Source organism: Campylobacter showae (genome assembly GCF_900699785.1).
Lineage (GTDB): Bacteria > Campylobacterota > Campylobacteria > Campylobacterales > Campylobacteraceae > Campylobacter_A > Campylobacter_A showae_D.
The window spans coordinates 1,151,009-1,167,740 of record NZ_LR535679.1 but is presented as its reverse complement, the minus strand read 5'-3'; the positions used below and the strand labels follow the sequence as shown (position 1 = coordinate 1,167,740).

Annotated in this window: 18 protein-coding genes; 11 read left to right on the top strand and 7 right to left on the bottom strand. The window is 48.8% G+C overall.

Annotated features, from left to right (window positions below; translation table 11 throughout):
- Positions 1 to 5: 5 nt before the first annotated feature.
- Complete coding sequence (locus E4V70_RS05800; protein WP_122861760.1) at positions 6 to 659, top strand: response regulator transcription factor; 654 nt, start codon at positions 6 to 8, stop codon at positions 657 to 659.
- On the opposite strand, the gene E4V70_RS05795 is transcribed toward E4V70_RS05800, so the two are convergent.
- Genes E4V70_RS05795 through E4V70_RS05785 form a run of 3 tightly spaced genes read right to left on the bottom strand, consistent with a single transcriptional unit; the run spans position 660 to position 3,593 of the window.
- Positions 660 to 1,421, bottom strand: a complete 762-nt coding sequence (locus E4V70_RS05795; protein ID WP_122861761.1) for an ABC transporter ATP-binding protein — start codon at positions 1,419 to 1,421, stop codon at positions 660 to 662. It lies immediately after the preceding gene.
- Positions 1,418 to 2,449 carry a FecCD family ABC transporter permease gene (locus E4V70_RS05790; protein WP_122861762.1) on the bottom strand — a complete coding sequence of 344 codons (1,032 nt, stop codon included), beginning with the start codon at positions 2,447 to 2,449 and terminating at the stop codon, positions 1,418 to 1,420. The genes E4V70_RS05795 and E4V70_RS05790 overlap by 4 nt, the downstream gene beginning before the upstream one ends.
- On the bottom strand, positions 2,439 to 3,593 hold the full coding sequence (locus E4V70_RS05785; protein WP_232037830.1) for an ABC transporter substrate-binding protein: 1,155 nt from the start codon (positions 3,591 to 3,593) through the stop codon (positions 2,439 to 2,441). Before E4V70_RS05785 ends, E4V70_RS05790 begins: the two co-directional genes overlap by 11 nt.
- Before the next feature lie 149 nt (positions 3,594 to 3,742).
- Between E4V70_RS05785 and proB the strand changes: the two genes are divergently transcribed.
- Together proB and E4V70_RS05775 are read left to right on the top strand one after the other, a co-directional pair.
- Entirely contained in the window at positions 3,743 to 4,870 is a 1,128-nt protein-coding gene (gene proB / locus E4V70_RS05780) for a glutamate 5-kinase (protein ID WP_122861763.1), read from the top strand.
- 220 nt (positions 4,871 to 5,090) lie between these two features.
- Positions 5,091 to 5,699, top strand: a complete 609-nt coding sequence (locus tag E4V70_RS05775) for a hypothetical protein (RefSeq protein WP_122861764.1) — start codon at positions 5,091 to 5,093, stop codon at positions 5,697 to 5,699.
- 20 nt (positions 5,700 to 5,719) lie between these two features.
- Here the strand turns inward: E4V70_RS05775 and nhaA are convergent, their stop codons facing one another.
- Positions 5,720 to 6,898, bottom strand: a complete 1,179-nt coding sequence (gene nhaA, locus E4V70_RS05770) for a Na+/H+ antiporter NhaA (RefSeq protein ID WP_122861765.1) — start codon at positions 6,896 to 6,898, stop codon at positions 5,720 to 5,722.
- Positions 6,899 to 7,085: 187 nt separating this feature from the next.
- Here nhaA and E4V70_RS05765 point away from each other — a divergent pair, with 187 nt between their 5' ends.
- From E4V70_RS05765 to E4V70_RS05730, 8 genes are all read left to right on the top strand, one after another.
- Entirely contained in the window at positions 7,086 to 8,345 is a 1,260-nt protein-coding gene (locus E4V70_RS05765) for a glutamate-5-semialdehyde dehydrogenase (protein ID WP_122861766.1), read from the top strand.
- A gap of 236 nt (positions 8,346 to 8,581) precedes the next feature.
- Complete coding sequence (locus E4V70_RS05760; protein WP_122861767.1) at positions 8,582 to 9,211, top strand: hypothetical protein; 630 nt, start codon at positions 8,582 to 8,584, stop codon at positions 9,209 to 9,211.
- Positions 9,208 to 9,996: a pyrroline-5-carboxylate reductase gene (proC, locus tag E4V70_RS05755; RefSeq protein WP_122861768.1), complete on the top strand. Its 789-nt coding sequence runs from the start codon at positions 9,208 to 9,210 to the stop codon at positions 9,994 to 9,996. Before E4V70_RS05760 ends, proC begins: the two co-directional genes overlap by 4 nt.
- Before the next feature lie 472 nt (positions 9,997 to 10,468).
- On the top strand, positions 10,469 to 11,227 hold the full coding sequence (locus E4V70_RS05750; RefSeq protein ID WP_122861769.1) for an amino acid ABC transporter substrate-binding protein: 759 nt from the start codon (positions 10,469 to 10,471) through the stop codon (positions 11,225 to 11,227).
- A gap of 38 nt (positions 11,228 to 11,265) precedes the next feature.
- Entirely contained in the window at positions 11,266 to 12,021 is a 756-nt protein-coding gene (locus E4V70_RS05745) for an amino acid ABC transporter substrate-binding protein (protein ID WP_172603250.1), read from the top strand.
- A gap of 6 nt (positions 12,022 to 12,027) precedes the next feature.
- On the top strand, positions 12,028 to 12,696 hold the full coding sequence (locus tag E4V70_RS05740) for an amino acid ABC transporter permease (protein WP_172603249.1): 669 nt from the start codon (positions 12,028 to 12,030) through the stop codon (positions 12,694 to 12,696).
- On the top strand, positions 12,696 to 13,430 hold the full coding sequence (locus tag E4V70_RS05735) for an amino acid ABC transporter ATP-binding protein (RefSeq protein WP_122861772.1): 735 nt from the start codon (positions 12,696 to 12,698) through the stop codon (positions 13,428 to 13,430). Before E4V70_RS05740 ends, E4V70_RS05735 begins: the two co-directional genes overlap by 1 nt.
- A gap of 15 nt (positions 13,431 to 13,445) precedes the next feature.
- Positions 13,446 to 14,582, top strand: a complete 1,137-nt coding sequence (locus tag E4V70_RS05730; protein ID WP_122861773.1) for a trans-sulfuration enzyme family protein — start codon at positions 13,446 to 13,448, stop codon at positions 14,580 to 14,582.
- A 154-nt stretch (positions 14,583 to 14,736) separates the two neighbouring features.
- Here the strand turns inward: E4V70_RS05730 and E4V70_RS05725 are convergent, their stop codons facing one another.
- From E4V70_RS05725 to E4V70_RS05715, 3 genes are read right to left on the bottom strand one after another with little or no spacing between them, the layout of a single operon-like run.
- Positions 14,737 to 15,735 carry a TerC/Alx family metal homeostasis membrane protein gene (locus E4V70_RS05725; RefSeq protein WP_269472436.1) on the bottom strand — a complete coding sequence of 333 codons (999 nt, stop codon included), beginning with the start codon at positions 15,733 to 15,735 and terminating at the stop codon, positions 14,737 to 14,739.
- A 25-nt stretch (positions 15,736 to 15,760) separates the two neighbouring features.
- Complete coding sequence (locus E4V70_RS05720) at positions 15,761 to 16,129, bottom strand: stress protein, tellurium resistance protein TerZ (RefSeq protein ID WP_122861775.1); 369 nt, start codon at positions 16,127 to 16,129, stop codon at positions 15,761 to 15,763.
- The gene (locus tag E4V70_RS05715; protein WP_122861776.1) at positions 16,126 to 16,728 is read right to left on the bottom strand and encodes a TerD family protein; all 603 of its coding nucleotides are present in this window, start codon (positions 16,726 to 16,728) and stop codon (positions 16,126 to 16,128) included. The genes E4V70_RS05720 and E4V70_RS05715 overlap by 4 nt, the downstream gene beginning before the upstream one ends.
- Positions 16,729 to 16,732 lie beyond the last annotated feature (4 nt).

Sequence of the window (16,732 nt, the reverse complement as noted above, 5' to 3'; positions counted from 1 at the left end):
CTAAAATGAAGAAAATTTTGCTCGTTAGCGACGACGTGGAGATGCAACTAAACCTCAACGCCGCGCTTTACCGCTTTAACATCCGCATAGTTCGTTTTGAAAATTTAAGCGAGCTAAAGGAGGATTATTACAACGGCAACCGCTACATCTTTTACGTCATCGACGTAAAGACGAAGGATCTAGCAAATTTTGAGTCGGTCAAATTTCTGCGAGATAACGGGAGTCTAACTCCCGTTATGATCCTCGTAGATAAGGCCATCCCCGCGCTTTATAAGAAAATTTACTACGCCAAATACGACGACTTTATGGTTAAGCCGTTTTTGCCGGAGGAGTTTTTGTTTCGCGTGTTTAGAAACTGCCGAATTTTGCTCGGAAGCAAATTTGAGCTAAAAAACGGCGCTATCTACGACAAAAACAGCCTCACGCTGCACATAAACGGCACGAACATAATGCTCGGCAAAAAAGAGGGATTGTTTTTAGAAATTTTGGCCAAAAACGCCCCGCACGTAGTAACGATCCAGGAGCTTGAGTGGAGTATCTATAAGGACGAAGAGGTCTCGTCCGATCGCCTGCGCTCGCTCGTGCGCCAACTACGCGCAAAGCTACCCTTTGAGCTAATCAAAACCGTGCGCAGTATCGGGTATAGTTTGGAGGAGTAGCTAAAGCTTAGGTAGGATCACCTCTTTTTGCGCGAGCCTTTCAAAGGTGCAGACGTCGCCGTAAATTTCAGTCAGCAGCTCGTCGTTTAAGACCTGTGCGACGCTGCCTTTTGAGACGATCCGCCCGCCATTAAATACTATCACTTCGTCGCAAAACCAAAGGATGTGGTTTGGCTCGTGCGTGCAGATGACGATCGTCTTGCCGCCCGCAGCGATCTTTTTTAAAATTTTCCAAAGCGTGATCTGGTTTTTAAAATCAAGCGCGGACGTGGGCTCGTCAAGCAGTATCAGCGGCGTATCCTGCGCGAGCGCCCTAGCGATAAAAACTAGCTGCCGCTGCCCGCCGCTAAGCTCGTTCATCTTTTTATCCGCTAGATGCGAGATGCCGATAAACTCCATCGCCTCGCTCACCGCCCTTTTGTCCTCTTTGCTAAAGCCAAACAGGCTCTTTACGTGCGTGGAGCGCCCCATTAGGACGATATCCCTTACGAAAAATGGAAAATGCAGCTCGGTATGCTGCGCGACGTAGGCGATGTTTTTAGCCATCCACGCGGGGCTTTTGTGCTTCGTGTTTTGCGAATCAACGTAAATTTCGCCGCCTTTGATACTTAGAAATTTCATACAGCAGTTAAAAAACGTGCTCTTGCCGCTGCCGTTAGTGCCCAAAAGCCCGCATATGCTGCCTCTTTTGATCTCAATGCTTACGTCTTCGAGGCCAAATCCGCCGTAGCTAAAGGATAAATTTTTCGTTTGCAGTATCATTTTAGCAGCTCCTTTGCCTTGCTTCTTAAAAGCGCGATGAGAAAGGGCGCGCCCACCAAAGAGGTTATGATGCCCACGGGAATCTCAGCCATCGCTACCGTGCGCGCGAGCGTATCGCATATGAGCAGATACAGCGCGCCTATGAGCCCCGATAGCGGCAGCACCCATCTGTTATCCGGGCCGCTAATTAGGCGCGCGACGTGAGGCATGATGAGTCCGATCCAGGCGATGATACCCACGTTTGCCACGCATACGGCGGTCATCAATGTAGCGATCGTTATAAATATAAGCTTGTATTTTTCGGGGTTTATGCCGAGGCTTCTTGCCTGATCGTCGCCCAGGCTTAGTAAATTTAACTTCCACGCAAGCGTGCAAAGCGCCAAAAAGCAAACTCCCGTGACCAAGGCGATCTCGCCTAGGCTTTGCCATTTGGAGTAGTACAGCCCGCCCATCATCCAAAATGTAATCTCTCTTAGCTGCGCGTCCTCGCTGACGTATTTTACGATCGATACGCACGCCGAAAATATCGAGCTTACGATGACGCCCGACAGGATAAGACCCACCACGGGCACTATGCCGCCGTTTTTTGCGAGCGTGTAGGACAAAAACACCGCAAAAAACGAAAAAGCAAACGCGCTTAAAGCGATATTAAAAAATATACCCGAAAATAGTATCGCTAGCGCCGCACCCAATGCCGCGCCCGAGCTAGCTCCCAGTATAAAGGGCTCCACGAGCGGGTTTTTAAAGCAGGCCTGATATATCGCGCCCGCGTTTGAAAGCGCGAAGCCCACTATCACGGCGGTTAAAATTCTAGGCATTCTGATTTCAAAGATGACGGTTTGATCCATCTTAGAGATGCCTGCGGCGGGGATGTCAAAAATTTTCAAATTTAAAACGTCTAAAATTTTAGCGATCGAAATTTTATAATCCCCGAGCATGAGCGCCGCGATCATACAGAGCAAAAGCGCGCCCAAAAGAACGAATAAAAATAGTAAATTTGACTTAAAAGCGCCGGGCTTAAAAGTCATACTCTACCGTCCAGTCTAAAATTTGCTCGCTTCTAAGAGCTTTTGCCTGCTCCTCGCTCACGCCGTAAACGTCTTTGTAAAAATCAAGGACGAATTTATGAACCTTGATGTCAGAAAAGAGCTGCGGATAGGCCGCTTTTGCGATTATGAGGATATCTATCGGATACTCCACGCGGCGCGCGCAGTTCATCGGCGACCACGGCATGGCGTAAACGCGCTTGTTTTTGATCGCTTTTAGCTCCTCTAGCTTTTCAAAATCTGCCGAGCTTAAAAGCTCGCTTGCCGGATGGTAGCCGTTTGAGGTCGGCAGCACGATGACGTCGGGATCTATCGCGTAAAGCTGCTCGGTGCTTAAAATCACGTTTGAGCCGTCGCCTCTAAAGGCGTTTTTAGCACCCGCGATATTTTCGATGATGAAGGATTCTGGGGTATTTACGCCGTAAGCGCTCGCTACGCCGCCGTTTTTGCGGATGTTTGGATTAAGCCCCATGTAGAGCATGCTGACCTTTTGATCCTCTTTTAAATTTGCCGTGCGCTCCTGCACGAGTTTTTGGGTTTTGTCGAGGTATTCAAAGAGCTTTAGGGCCTTGTCCTTTTGCCCAAATATCTCTCCGAGCACCCGCATCTCCTCTTGCATGGTTGCGATTTCGGCGCCTCTTGGAGCGTAGATCACGGCAAGCGGGATGCCCAGAGCCTCGATAGTCGCGATCGTTTTTTCCACGGCGTCTTTATTTGAGCCGCGCAGCGTGCAGTCTCCGATACGAAGGATCACTAGCTGCGGATTTTCGTTTGCTAAGGCCTCAAAATTTACGACGTTTCCTTGCGGAGAATTTACGCACGGTAGATCATTAAGCCACGGATGAAGGTATTTCATGACATTCCATCCGCGAAGCGTGTAAGCTTCGCCCGCCTTGGTGGTGAAGTCGTATTTGTAGTCTCGCTTCATGGACCATGAGCCGATTAGCTTTACCTTGTCGATCACGCCAAGATGCGTCATGACGCTCTCTACAAACCCGTCGTCGATCGTAGCGACCCTCTCAAGCGGAGAGGCGATTTTGACCTCCGCGCCGCGCATATCTTTGATACTAAACTCGCCGCCAAACGCTAGACCAAGTGTAAGCAAAAAGCCGAGTACAAATTTCATAAAAGCTCCTTTTTGCGAAGGTAAATTTAACTTCGTCATTATAGCCTAGTATGATGAAATTTAAATTAATATTACTGTAGGGCTACAAAAACATAAAATTTAAAATAAGCCGTTTTGGGTATAATTTTCAAAAATTTCGGAGCGGTAAAATGGACAGAAAAGAGCTTCTAGGCGGCATAAAACGCATCGTCGTAAAAATCGGCACCTCGACGCTGGCAAACGCGGACGGCTCGCTAAACGAGGATAAAATCAAACAAATCGTGGCAAATTTAAGCGAACTAAACGAAAATGCTGAAGTAGTCTTTGTTACCTCGGGCGCCGTGGGCGCTGGCATGGGGCAGATGAAGCTCGCGCACAAGCCAAAATCCATCGTCGAAAAGCAAGCTCTGGCCGCCATCGGGCAGGTTTCGCTCATCCATCTTTATCAAATTTTATTTTGGGCGCACGGCAAAACGATCGCGCAGCTACTGCTAACCAAGGACGACTTTAGCGACCGCCGCCGCTACCTAAATATGCGCAGCGTCCTGCGCTCCTTACTTGCTAAAAAAATCATACCCGTCATCAACGAAAACGACCCCGTCGTGGGCGAGGGCATAAGGGGCGTAAAAGTGGGCGACAACGACACGCTAAGCGCGCTCGTGGCGGGACTAATCGAGGCTGATTTGCTCATGATTTTGACCGATATCGACGGGCTATACGATAAAAATCCAAGCGTTTTTTCGGATGCTAAATTTATAAATTTAGTCGAAAATTTAGACGACGGCATCAGGGCGGCCGCCGGCGCGGAGGGCAGTAAATTTGGCACCGGCGGCATGCGCACCAAAATAACCGCAGCCGAGATGTCGACCAAAAACGGCACACACCTCATCATCGCAAACGGCGCGGATCCGCGAAATATCGTGCGAGCGGCGCAGGGCTGCGAGGTCGGGACGCTCTTTTTAGCGGGCAAAAATAGGATAAATTCGCGTAAATACTGGCTCGCCTACTCCGCCGCGGACAAAGGCTCGGTCGCTATCGACGAGGGAGCGGCAAAGGCGCTAAAAGAGGGCAAAAGCCTGCTAGCAGTCGGCATCCGCGAGGTCGTGGGCGAGTTTGAGCGCGGCGAAACGCTCGCTATCAAAGACGCAAGCGGCAGGGCGCTAGCCCGCGGTATCACGAACTACTCCTCGGCCGAGCTAGCCCTCATAAAAGGTCGCAAGAGCGAGGAGATCGAGGCAGCTCTTGGCTACAAATACGAGGACGAGGCGCTGCATATCGACAACATCGCGCTGATTTAGGTTAAATTTGACGGTTTGCCTGCGGCTAAATTTAGTCGTAGCCGCGTCAAATTTACGCTAAATTTAGAGCAAATTTTGCTGTATGGCGGGCGAAATTTAAGCGGACGCGGCGGCTAAATTTGATCAAATTTGACTGCCCGAACTAGCCGCGCGGTCGCCGTTAAATTTGACGGTTGATTTTTGAGCGCGCTTTAAAATACGGATAAATTTAAGGAAAACAATGAACGAAAAAGAAGCGTCGAAAGCAAAATTCGGGCGCGACTCTGCGGCGCGTAAAGGCTTGTTTGAGAGAGCGATTTTGGCAGGCTGGGCGCCGTTTTCGCTCGGGGTTTTGTTTTTTGCGGCGCTTGGGATCTGGGCGTTAAATTTGAGCACGGACGAGATTTTAGAGCTTAAATTTTGGCTGCCTTTTATCCGAGGCGTGCGGGTTTTTGCGCCGTTTTTAGATGATTTTGCAAACAACGGCGCGAGCCTAAATGTGCTTGCCTTTTACGCCTGCGCCGCGCCGTTTTGGATCTGCTTTTTCGCCGCCGTCTTTTGTCTAAACTACGGCCGCGCGGACGTCGGAGGGGCAAATTTGATCGTCGTGGCCGCAAAATTCGTCGTGCTAGGCGGTTTTTGCTTTCTCGCGCTTAGCGGGCTGCTCTTTGCGCCCGAGGGGATGGGCGGCAGATGGGGCGTTTACGTGCGATTTGACAACTACTCCCTCGCAAACGACAGCGCGCTTTACAACCTAGCCGCCGGGCTGGGTATCGGCTTCGTGTTTGCGAGCTTTGCGCACGTAGCGTGCGATTTGATTTATAGATTACGCAGCGGCCGGCCTGAATGATTTAGCCGGCTTACTCGTGATTATCTTTCTAGCGTGCTTTGGTTTTTGGCGCTAAATTTAAGCAATATAAACCCAGCGGCGCCCGAAACTACCGAACCTAGCAAGATAGCAAGCTTGTCGGTGTAGGCAAAGGCGTCCGTGTCGTTGTAGGCTAAGCCGTTAACGAAAAGGCTCATCGTAAATCCTACGCCGCAAAGTACCGCGATGCCGTAAAGCTGTATAAAATTTGAACCTTCCGGCAGCTTGGCTAGCTTAAATTTGATCGCTAAAAAGCTAAAAGAAAATACCCCGACTTGCTTGCCGACGAAAAGCCCCAGCGCCGTGCCTAGCGCGACCGGAGACAAAATCTCGTCCAGTCCGACGCCTCGCAACGAGATGCCTGCGTTTACGAAGGCAAATATCGGCAGCACGCCAAACGCCACCCAGCCGTATAGGTCGTGCTCGATGCTTTTTAGCATTGATTTGCCCGGTGCGTCTTTAAAGCTAAGCGGTATGAAAAAGGCCGCCACGACGCCCGCAAGCGTGGCGTGAACGCCTGATTTTAGCACTGCTACCCACATCACAGCGCCTACGATCAGATATGCCGCCTTGCTCTTTACGCCGAGTCTGTTTAGCGCAAAAAGCGCGGCTAGGCAAACGCTCGCGACCGCAAGCATTTGGACGCTAAGCTCGCTCGTGTAAAATAGCGCGATAATCACGATCGCGCAAAGGTCGTCGACGATCGCCAGCGTCATGAGGAAAATTTTTAAACTAGTCGGTACGCGAGGCCCGAGTAGGCTTAAAATCCCCAGAGCAAACGCGATATCCGTCGCCGTCGGTATCGCCCAGCCGCCAAGCGCGAAGGAGTCGTGTTTCGTAAAAAGATAAAAGATAACCGCGGGTACTATCAGGCCGCCCGCCGCGCCGATGGCAGGTAGCGCGATTTGCGACGGATTTTTTAGCTCGCCCTCCAAAACCTCGCGCTTTAGCTCGAGTCCGATGAGAAAGAAAAATACCGCCATCAACCCGTCGTTCACCCACAAAATCAGGGGCTTGCTTAGTCCGTACTCGCCGAAGCTCACGGTAAATTTGGTCTTTAAAAATTCGTTGTAAAAATCGCTCAAAAACGTGTTTTGACACAGCAGCGCCGCGATCGTAGCGATCATCAGCAAAATCCCGCCGCTAGCTTCGTGTTTTAAAAACTCTTTTATTCCGCCCATTTTGCTTCCTTTTTATAAATTTTGGCGATTATAGCGTATTTTTATGGTCGCATGAAATTCGGGCGAATTTGGCTATAATCAAGTCAAATTTAAAGGCGAATTTATTAGACGCGTCGCTAAAATTTGCCTTGCCGCACTTGCGGGAGCGGGACGCTTGCGCACGGTTTTTATAGATTAAGGAGCGAAAATGAATGAAATTTTAGATATATGTAAGCGTGCAAAGGCCGCTTGCGGCGAACTTTTGAGACTTGATAGCAGGGCTAAATTTGAAATTTTAAACGCCGTAGCGGACGAGCTGCTGGCGCAAAAAGAGGCTATAAAAGCGGCAAACGCCAAAGACCTTGTAAACGGCGAGAAATCGGGCCTTAGCTCGGCGCTGCTGGACCGCTTAAGACTAACCGACGCCCGCATCGAGGCTATGGCGCAGGGCGTGCGCGAGGTGGCGGGCTTTGCTGAGGTCGTAGGCGAAAATTTAGGCGGCTGGAGCCATCCAAACGGCATGCAAATCAGCCGCGTGCGCGTGCCGCTGGGGGTGCTCGGTATCATCTACGAGAGCCGCCCAAACGTCAGCATCGATGCGGCGGCTTTGGCGCTAAAGAGCGGCAATGCGGCGATCCTGCGAGGCAGCGCCAGCGCTCTAAATTCGAATATCTTTTTAGTAAATTTATTTAACGAAGCGGGAGCGAAATTTGGCTTACCGACGGGCGCGGTGCAGCTAGTAGAAAGCCCTGAGCGCGAAGTTGTGGCGCAAATGGCGAAAATGAGCGAATATATTGACGTTTTGATACCGCGCGGCGGCAAAAATTTAAAAGATTTTATCGCGCAAAACGCGACCGTGCCGATCATCATGACGGGCGCGGGAGTGTGCCACATCTTCGTCGACGAGAGCGCAAATTTAAAGCAGGCCGCGAAGATAATCAAAAACGCCAAAACCCAGCGCCCAAGCGTCTGTAATGCCGTAGAGTGCGTGCTTTTGCACGAGCGCATAGCGGGCAAAATTTTACCAGAGCTCGTGAAGCAACTACCCGAAGTCGAGTTTCGGGTGAGCGAGCAGCTGCTAGGCGCGTGCGAGTCGGAGTTGCGCGGTTCGGCAAACGTTAAGCTTGCAGGCGAGGGTGACTTTGGCGCCGAGTTTTTGGATCTCGTGCTAGCCGTGCGGGATGTGCGGGACGTAAGAGAGGCGATCAGCTTTATAAATGCGCATTCCAGCGGGCATTCGGACGCGATTTTAAGCGAAAACTACGCAAACGTCGAGCGGTTTTTAAACGAAGTCGGCAGCGCGGTCGTCTACGCCAACGCCTCGACGCGTTTTAGCGACGGTAGCGAGTTTGGATTCGGCGGCGAGATCGGCATCAGCACGCAAAAACTGCACGCCAGAGGGCCGATGGGAGTGAGGGAGCTTACGACCTATAAATACGTCGTCCGCGGAGATTATCAAACGCGTTAGCGGCTTGTCTCGCGAGTGCTTTATGCTCAAAGTTTGAGTCAAATTTAAAAACCAAAATTTGCATTTTTGCGGTGCGGGTCTCGGTCGTAAAATTTAAAAAACATTGCGGCAAAACATCGAGATTTGCGACGTGGGCGGCGATTTTTCGGTGATAAAATTTGACCCGTCGCAGGTCGCCGCTCGGGCGTAGAAAGACGAAATTTATGCTAAAATCGGCATAAATTTAAAGGAAACCGATGAAAAAACTAAAATTTATCTTTGCTTTTGCTGCGGCGTTTATTTTTAGCGGTTGTTACGAGACGACGCTGCTTGCACGCGTGCCGATCTCGGTGCTAGTTTCGGACAAAGGCGCGGACGTGAAATCCACTCTCGTGCTAACGGACGTAACACCGCAGACGCACGACGAAAAAGTAGTAACGGATACCGTGCGTGTTTTTGTTCCCGACGCAAAATTTAAGGATTTCCCGACCGGACAGAGCGCTTACGAGATGAGCGTGAGCGTTGGTAAGGACGAAAAAGGCGGCAAAAACTCGGGCAAGCGCGCCGTACGCATCTATCTGGACGAATTTGGCGGCGTTTACGGCAGGCTTAGCAAAAACGTACTCGAGCAGTACGCGGGCGCGGCGAAACAGGGTGAAGCGCCGACGCTAAAAGCAGCGATAAAATTTGAAAACGACACGAAGGATACGTACGAGATGATCTCGGGCAACGACTTTAAGACTAGCGATGAGGCCGAGACGGGCGGCGTTTATATCTTGACGCCGGGGCAGGTCACGGGTGCCATCTGGGCGGAAAATATCGCGATACGCGAGGCGCTTGCCGGCAAGGCGGTCAAAATCGGAGCTCTAAGAAAGGCGGCAAAATGAAAAATCCTAAAATCGGCTTTATCGGCGGCGGAAATATGGGCGGCGCGATGATCGAAAATTTGGCGCAAAGGCTGGGCGGCGAGCGGTTGTTCGTCTATGCGAGGAGCAAAACGGCGGCTCTGCGCGAAAAGTGCGGCGTAAACGTCTGCGAGAGCGAGGCTGCGGTCGCGTCGACGGCCGATATCACGGTGCTAGCAACCAAGCCCGCGTCGTATGAGGGTATATTAAATTTGATAAAAGACGCAGCGCGGGGCAAGGTTGTAGTCACGCTAGCGCCGAGCTTTAGCCTGGAGCAAAGCTCGCAAATTTTAGGCATGCAGGCTAAGGTTGCGCGCGCGATGCCAAACACTCCCGCGGCAATCGCAGAGGGCGTAAGCGCGCTGTGTTTTAACGAAAATTTAAGCGCGGACGAGCGGGCGGCGGTGCGAGAGATTTTTGAAAATTTCGGCGCCGTTTATGAGCTGGAGGAGGCTAAATTTCCTGCATTTACGGGCATAGCGAGTAGCCTGCCGGCCTATGTTTTTATGTTTATCGAGGCGGCTGCGGATGCGGGAGTACTCGAAGGGCTGCCTAGAGCGCTGGCGTACGAAGCCGTCGCGGCTAGTGTCGCAGGCTCGGCGCGACTCATGCTAAAAAGCGGCAAACATCCCGCAGTCCTAAAAGACGAAATCTGCTCGCCCGGCGGCACGACGATAGAAGCGGTCAAAGCGCTGGAAAACGGCGGATTTCGCGCGGCGGTGATAGATGCGGTGGGCGCGTGCGTCAAAAAGGCGCGCGCTAAGTAAATTTACCGCTTTAGCTGACGCTTAAAAACGATTTTTAGAGTTTAAAAGCGTGCGAATTTTGCTTATAGACGCAATCTGTTCTAGATTATGAGTTAAATTTAAAAATTCTAATCAAAATTTTAATTTCCGTAAAATTTAAGATTTAACTTATAGCTCGGTCTTGTCGATATTTGAGCCGATTTTGTATCCAAAATTTATATCATTTAAAAAATAAAATCCAAAATTTTGATATAAATTTATTTTATCTTAAACTTTTTTTGCATAAAATCACCGCCAAATTTTACTCGAAAGGTACGCTATGAAAAACGATATGTGCGACATGTGTTGCTGCGAAATGAAAAGCTAGGGTGCTAGGCACGAATATCTTTTTAAGTGCTTAGCAAGTCGCTAAACATTTAAAAAGATATTTCAACTCCGCACTCGCGGGCCTTTTTAGATGAATAGCCAACGATAAATTTAAAAAGGACAAAAAATGAAAAAACTACTAAAATCTTCTCTACTTACTTTGGCGAGCTTCACTCTTTTAACCGGTGCAAATGCAAAAACTCTCGAAAACGGCGTTTTGAAAATCGCGACAGAAGGCACGTATTCGCCCTACTCCTACCACGATAAAAACGACGCGCTAACCGGCTACGACGTAGAAGTGGCACGCGAAGTGGCAAAGAAGTTAAATTTAAAAGCGGAATTCGTCGAGGCTCCGTGGGATGCGATGCTTGCGGCATTTGATGCGGGCAAGGCCGATATCGTGTTCAATCAAGTAAGTATCACGGACGAGCGTAAGAAAAAATACGATTACACTGTTCCCTACACCGTCGCCTACGCCGCGCTAGTTACGTATAAAGACAATAACGAAATCAAAAGCTTCGAGGATCTAAAAGGCAAGAAAAGCGCGCATTCGGCAACTAGCAACTGGGCCGGTATCGCGCAAAAATACGGCGCGCAGATCGTCACCGTAGACGGCTTTAGCAAGGGCGTGGAGCTCATCATCAGCCGCCGTGCGGATGCTACGATAAACGACAGCGTGACATTCTATGACTACATAAACCAGCGTCCAAACGCCCCGTTAAAAATAGCCGCTAGCGGTAGCGAGCCGATCTACTCCGCAGCCATCGTGAAAAAGGGCAACGAAGAGCTCGTAAACGACGTAAACAAGGCTCTTAACGAGCTAAAAAGCGAAGGCAAGCTAAAAGAAATTTCGGTCAAATACTTCGGCAAAGATATCTCGGAGTAAATTTTACTCACATAAAAGCAGCTAAATTTAAAGGATAAATGATGGTTTCAAAACTACTAAAAATTTTGGCTCTGGGCGCGTTTTTGACGCTAAATTTAAACGCCAAAACCATAAAAGAGGGCGTTTTAACGATCGCTACGGAAGGTACTTATGCGCCGTTTTCATACTACGACGATAAAAACGAGCTAAAGGGCTACGACGTAGATATCGCCCGTGAAGTCGCTAAGAAGCTAAATTTAAAGATCGAGTTCTTAACCGCTCCTTGGGATGCGATGCTCGCGGCATTTGATGCAGGTAAGGCCGATGCGGTATTTAATCAAGTAAGCGTTACCGATGAGCGCAAGAAAAAATACGACTACGCACAGCCCTATACCGTCGTACACGGCGCTATCATCACGCATAAAGATAACGACGATATCAAAAGCTTTGATGATCTAAAAGGTAAGAAAAACGCGGACTCCGCTACCAGCAACTGGGCGAAGGTAGCCGCTAGCTACGGGGCGCAAAACGTCACGGTCGATAGCTTTAGCAAGAGCATGGAGCTTCTCGTTAGCAAGCGCGTAGATACCGTCGTGCGCGATAATATCGTATTTTATGACTTCATCAAGCAGCGCCCGGGTGCTCCGGTTAAGATAGCCGCCGAGGGAAGCGATACCGACTATACCGCACCTATCGTGCAAAAGGGCAATACTGAGCTTGCGGAGCAGATTAGCAAGGCGATAGAGGAGCTAAAAAACGAAGGCAAGCTGGCTGAAATTTCGATCAGGTATTTCGGCAAAGATGTCTCGCGGTAGATGGCGATGAGCGAATTTGACCGTATAAGCGAGCTTTTGTTAAGCTCGCTACAACCTATGGCGCTAGCGATGATAAAAGTGACGCTGCCTCTTACGGCGATCTCCTTTTCGCTAGGGCTTCTCATCGCGATACTAACGGCGATCGCGCGCATAGCAAATATCAAAATTTTAAAGCAACTTAGCGAGTTTTATATCTGGATATTTCGCGGCACGCCGCTTTTGGTGCAGCTTTTTATCATATATTTCGGTCTGCCGATCGTGGGCGTTACGCTCAATGTCTGGAGCGCTGCGATCATCACCTTTAGCCTAAATATCGGCGCCTACGCTTCCGAGGCCGTCAGAGCGGCCGTACTTTCGGTGCCTAAAGGCCAATGGGAAGCCGCCACGGCGCTTGGTATGAGCTATGCGCAAATTTTACGCCGTATCATCGCTCCGCAAGCCGCGCGCATCTCGCTACCCCCGCTTTCAAATATCTTTATCAGCACGCTAAAAGACACCTCGCTTGCGGCTTCTATTACGATGGTCGATATGTTTATGGTCGCTCAGCGCATCGCCGCTCGCACCTTCGATCCGCTCACGCTTTACGTGCTCGCCGCGCTTTTTTACTTGATAGTCTGCACGTTTTTGACGTTTTTGCAAGCTAGGCTCGAGAAAAGATTTTCAAGGTACGTGTGATGATAAAATTTAAAAATTTGACTAAGAAATTCGGCGATAATGTCGTTTTAAACGGCTTAAATTTAGAATTTAAAGACGGGCAGACTACGGTTATTTTAGGAAGCTCGGGCTCGGGCAAATCAACCCTGCTGCGTTGCATAAATTTACTCGAGATCCCGGACGGCGGCGAGCTTGAGCTTGGAAGCGATAAGATAAGCTTCGCCGGTAAAATTTCGCAAAAAGATATGCTGCCGTTTCGCGAGCACACGGGGATGGTCTTTCAGAGCTTTAATCTATTTCCGCATCTAACGGCTCTACAAAACGTAACGGAAGGCCCCGTGCAGGTGCTTAAAACCCCGAAAGAGCAGGCAGAAATTGAGGCCCTGGCTCTACTTGAAAAGGTCGGGCTAAAGGGCAAGGAGCACGAGTATCCAAGCAGGCTCTCGGGCGGCCAGTCGCAGCGAGTGGCGATAGCGCGGGCGCTTGCGATGAAGCCGTATTTTTTGCTTTTGGACGAGCCTACGAGCGCGCTTGATCCGGAGCTTGAGGCTGAGGTTTTAAAAGTCATCGGCAGCCTTAGCAAGGAGCGCGACTCGCTCATCATCGTCACGCACAATATGAACTTCGCCCGCAAAGTCGCGGATCGAATTTTATTTTTAGAGCGCGGCAATATCGAATTTGACGGTACGGCGGAGGAATTTTTCAGCAGCGATTCGCCGCGCATAGTCAAATTTATCTCGGCGATGGATTTTTAAATTTAAAGGAAAAAAATGAAAATAGATACGCTAATTGTAAAAGGCATCGAAGCCAAAAACAACCCTCACGGCGCGGTCGTTCCGCCTATCTATCTAGCCACGACGTTTGCGCAAGACGGCCTGGACGACTTTCAAAAGTATGCTTATTCTCGTAGCGCAAATCCGACGCGAAATGCATTTGAGGAGCTTTTCGCCAAATTTGAAGACAGCAAATACGCCTTTGCTTTGGCTTCGGGCATGGCGGCGACCTCGGCGGTTTTTAATCTGCTAAAAAGCGGCGACAAGGTGCTTTTAAATAGCAATGTTTACGGCGGCACTTACCGCTACGCAAACGGTATTTTTGCAAATTTCGGGATCAAATTCGAACTCGTCGACGATCTAAATAAAATCTCTCGTTTGGATGAGGACGTTAAGATGATATTTATCGAGACGCCGTCAAATCCGCTGCTGCGAGTAACGGATATCGCGCGACTAGCCGAGCTGGCTCGCAAAAACGGCGCGCTTGTCGTCGTCGATAATACTTTTTTGACGCCGTACTATCAAAAAGCGCTAAAATTCGGTGCCGATATCGTCGTTTATAGCGCGACGAAATACATCGGCGGGCATGCAGACGTAATCGCCGGAGTCGTAACGACCGATAACGATGCGCTAGCAGAGCGTATAGCTTTTATGAAAAATACTCTAGGTGCGACGCTAAGCCCTGCCGATGCGTATAATCTAATAAGGGGTCTTAAAACTCTTAGCGTGAGATTTGATAGGCAAAGCGAAAATACTCTAAAAATCATAGAATTTCTAGAAAATAACTCAGCCGTCAAAACCGTACACTATGCAGGCTCGTATTCGCCGGAGGAGAAAAGTATTCAAAACACCCAAGCTAGCGGTATCGGCGCACTCATATCCCTAGAGCTAAACGAAAAATACGACTATAAAGTTTTTGTCAAAAGCTTGGAGCTTTTCGATCTAGCCGTGAGCCTTGGCGGCGTTGAGAGCCTGATCTGCCACCCGGCCTCGATGACGCACGAGTCCTATTCGCCGCAATTGCAAGCCCAAATCGGCATTACGCAAGGCTTGCTACGCCTTGCCGTCGGCATCGAAAATTCGGATGATTTGATCGCGGATATAGCTCAGGCGATAAATAAGGCTAAAATTTAACTTTGCTTGCTATCTTGGCGCCTTTTATCGCTCGGGCTAAATTTATCAAATTTAGCCTTGGCTAGGCGGGCAAAATGGGCGCGCCTAGTTTGCTAAAGCGGCAGCTAGCGCCAAGGCGGGCAAATTTATAAATTGTCACCAAATCAGTCCGTAGCTATTTTGCTTTAAACAAACTAGCAAAAATCCCGACGCCTAAAACGCCCAAGGTAACCCACAAACTAGCCTGCGCCGAAATCTCGAATCCGTGATGAAAGATATGCGCGGAAGCGTTTAGGGCGAGCTTTGCCGCGATAAAAAACAAAAGCGCTATAACGGCTTTTTCTAAATACGCCAAGTAGTCTTTTAGCGCTTCTAGTACGAAGTAAAGCGTTCTAAGCCCCAAGATCGCAAAAATCATCGCCGAATAAACGATAAGTGGATCTTTACTAACGGCGATGACGGCCGGAACGCTATCAAAAGCAAACATAACACCGCTAAGCTCTATAACGCAAAGGCACAAAAATAGTGGCGTAGCTATCCATTTGGCGTTTAGTTTGGAAATTTGATTTTGTAGTTTTGCCTTTTCGTCTGCTGAAATTTGAGCCGAAATTTCTTGGTTTCTCACAAAAAAACTGTGTCCTAAAAGGCGCGGGAATACCGGAAAAAATCTATAAACCGCCCTGTAAGCTAGATGGTTTGAGTAATCCTCTATCTCTTCGCCATCATCGCCCTTTTTCATCATCATTACCGCGCTATAAGCTACCATGATAGCAAAAACAAACTCCATCCACGGAGAAATCCCAAGTAGACTCGTTCCGATGGCTACAAAGACTAGCCTAAATATAATCGCGCCTATAATGCCGAAATACAGCACTCTGTGACGATAAATTTCAGGAATTTTAAACCACGAAAAAATTGCCGCCATAACGAATAAATTATCGATTGAAAGCGACTTTTCTAAAATATAACCTGAAAAAAATAGGCTCGCCGCCTCGCTACTAACGGCAAGATACAGATATCCGCCAAATGCCGCAGCTACGATAATCCAAAATATAGACCAGAGCGCAGCTTGTTTTAACGATATCTTCTCGTCCTTCTTATGCGCAAAAAAATCTATCGCAAACGCCGCCGCAGCGAGCAAGACAAAAATGACCGCGGTTTTAAAATCTAAAATTTCTATTATTCCTCATTTGTTTTTGTTATTGGTTGCAGTTTTGTTCGGGAAGCCCTCTTTGGCGGTTTAGCTCTTGCGCCGCTTTGCACGCCGAGTATGATTGCTTGCCGGCGCAATTTGCGTTAAACCAGTCTATTAGCTGCGAATGCATACGGACGTTTTGATTGTATAAATTTACCTCTTCGCTTGAATACCGATTTACGAAAGTAGAATTTAACGCTCTTTCTATTGCAAGCGCTTTGTTGTAAATTTTAACGCACTCTTTCATTAGTTTATCGCTGATTACTGGCGCATTACCGTAAGTTTGCGCCGAGGGCGAGATCTCGTAACCGCCCTCTATCTCAAATGCGCCTAAAATCGCAATCGTAGCCGCTAAGAAAAATAAAATTTTCATAAGTACTTCACTACGGAATTTAATATCAGCTCATCAAGCTTTCTATCGCTCGTAGGTTCGCCGATAGCCGAAAATTTCCACTCGCCGTTTCGCTTATATAGCTTGCCTAAAATCATCGCAACCTTATATGCAAATGCGCTATCTCGTACGATATTATACGACGCAAAGACTTTATTTACGCGCGTGGGCGTACCTTCGTAAAGTCTAATGCTAGCAAATGGAATTTTATCAAAGTCGATTTGATTATAAGAATTTAGCACGAAAAATATTTGCTCTACGTTTGAGTTTAAACGGCTAAGATCGACGCTGATTATTTCGTTATCCAGTCCGTCGTCGCCCCCTACGTCTCCGACCAAGTCATCGCCGCTGTGAAATACGCCCGGGGCTGATTTTTTACCGAAATAGACCACATCGCAAAACTGTTTGTTTGAGTCAAACATCGCAGCGCTTAGATCCAAATCCACCGGCTTTATCTTATCTCTAAAAAAGCCTTTTTCGGTTATGGCGCCCAAGTTTGCTCCTACGCAAAAGCTGTGCAGATGTCCGCCGTCGTCTTTGGCGAGCGATATTTTTTGTCCTTTGATCAAATTTATCGCCATGGTT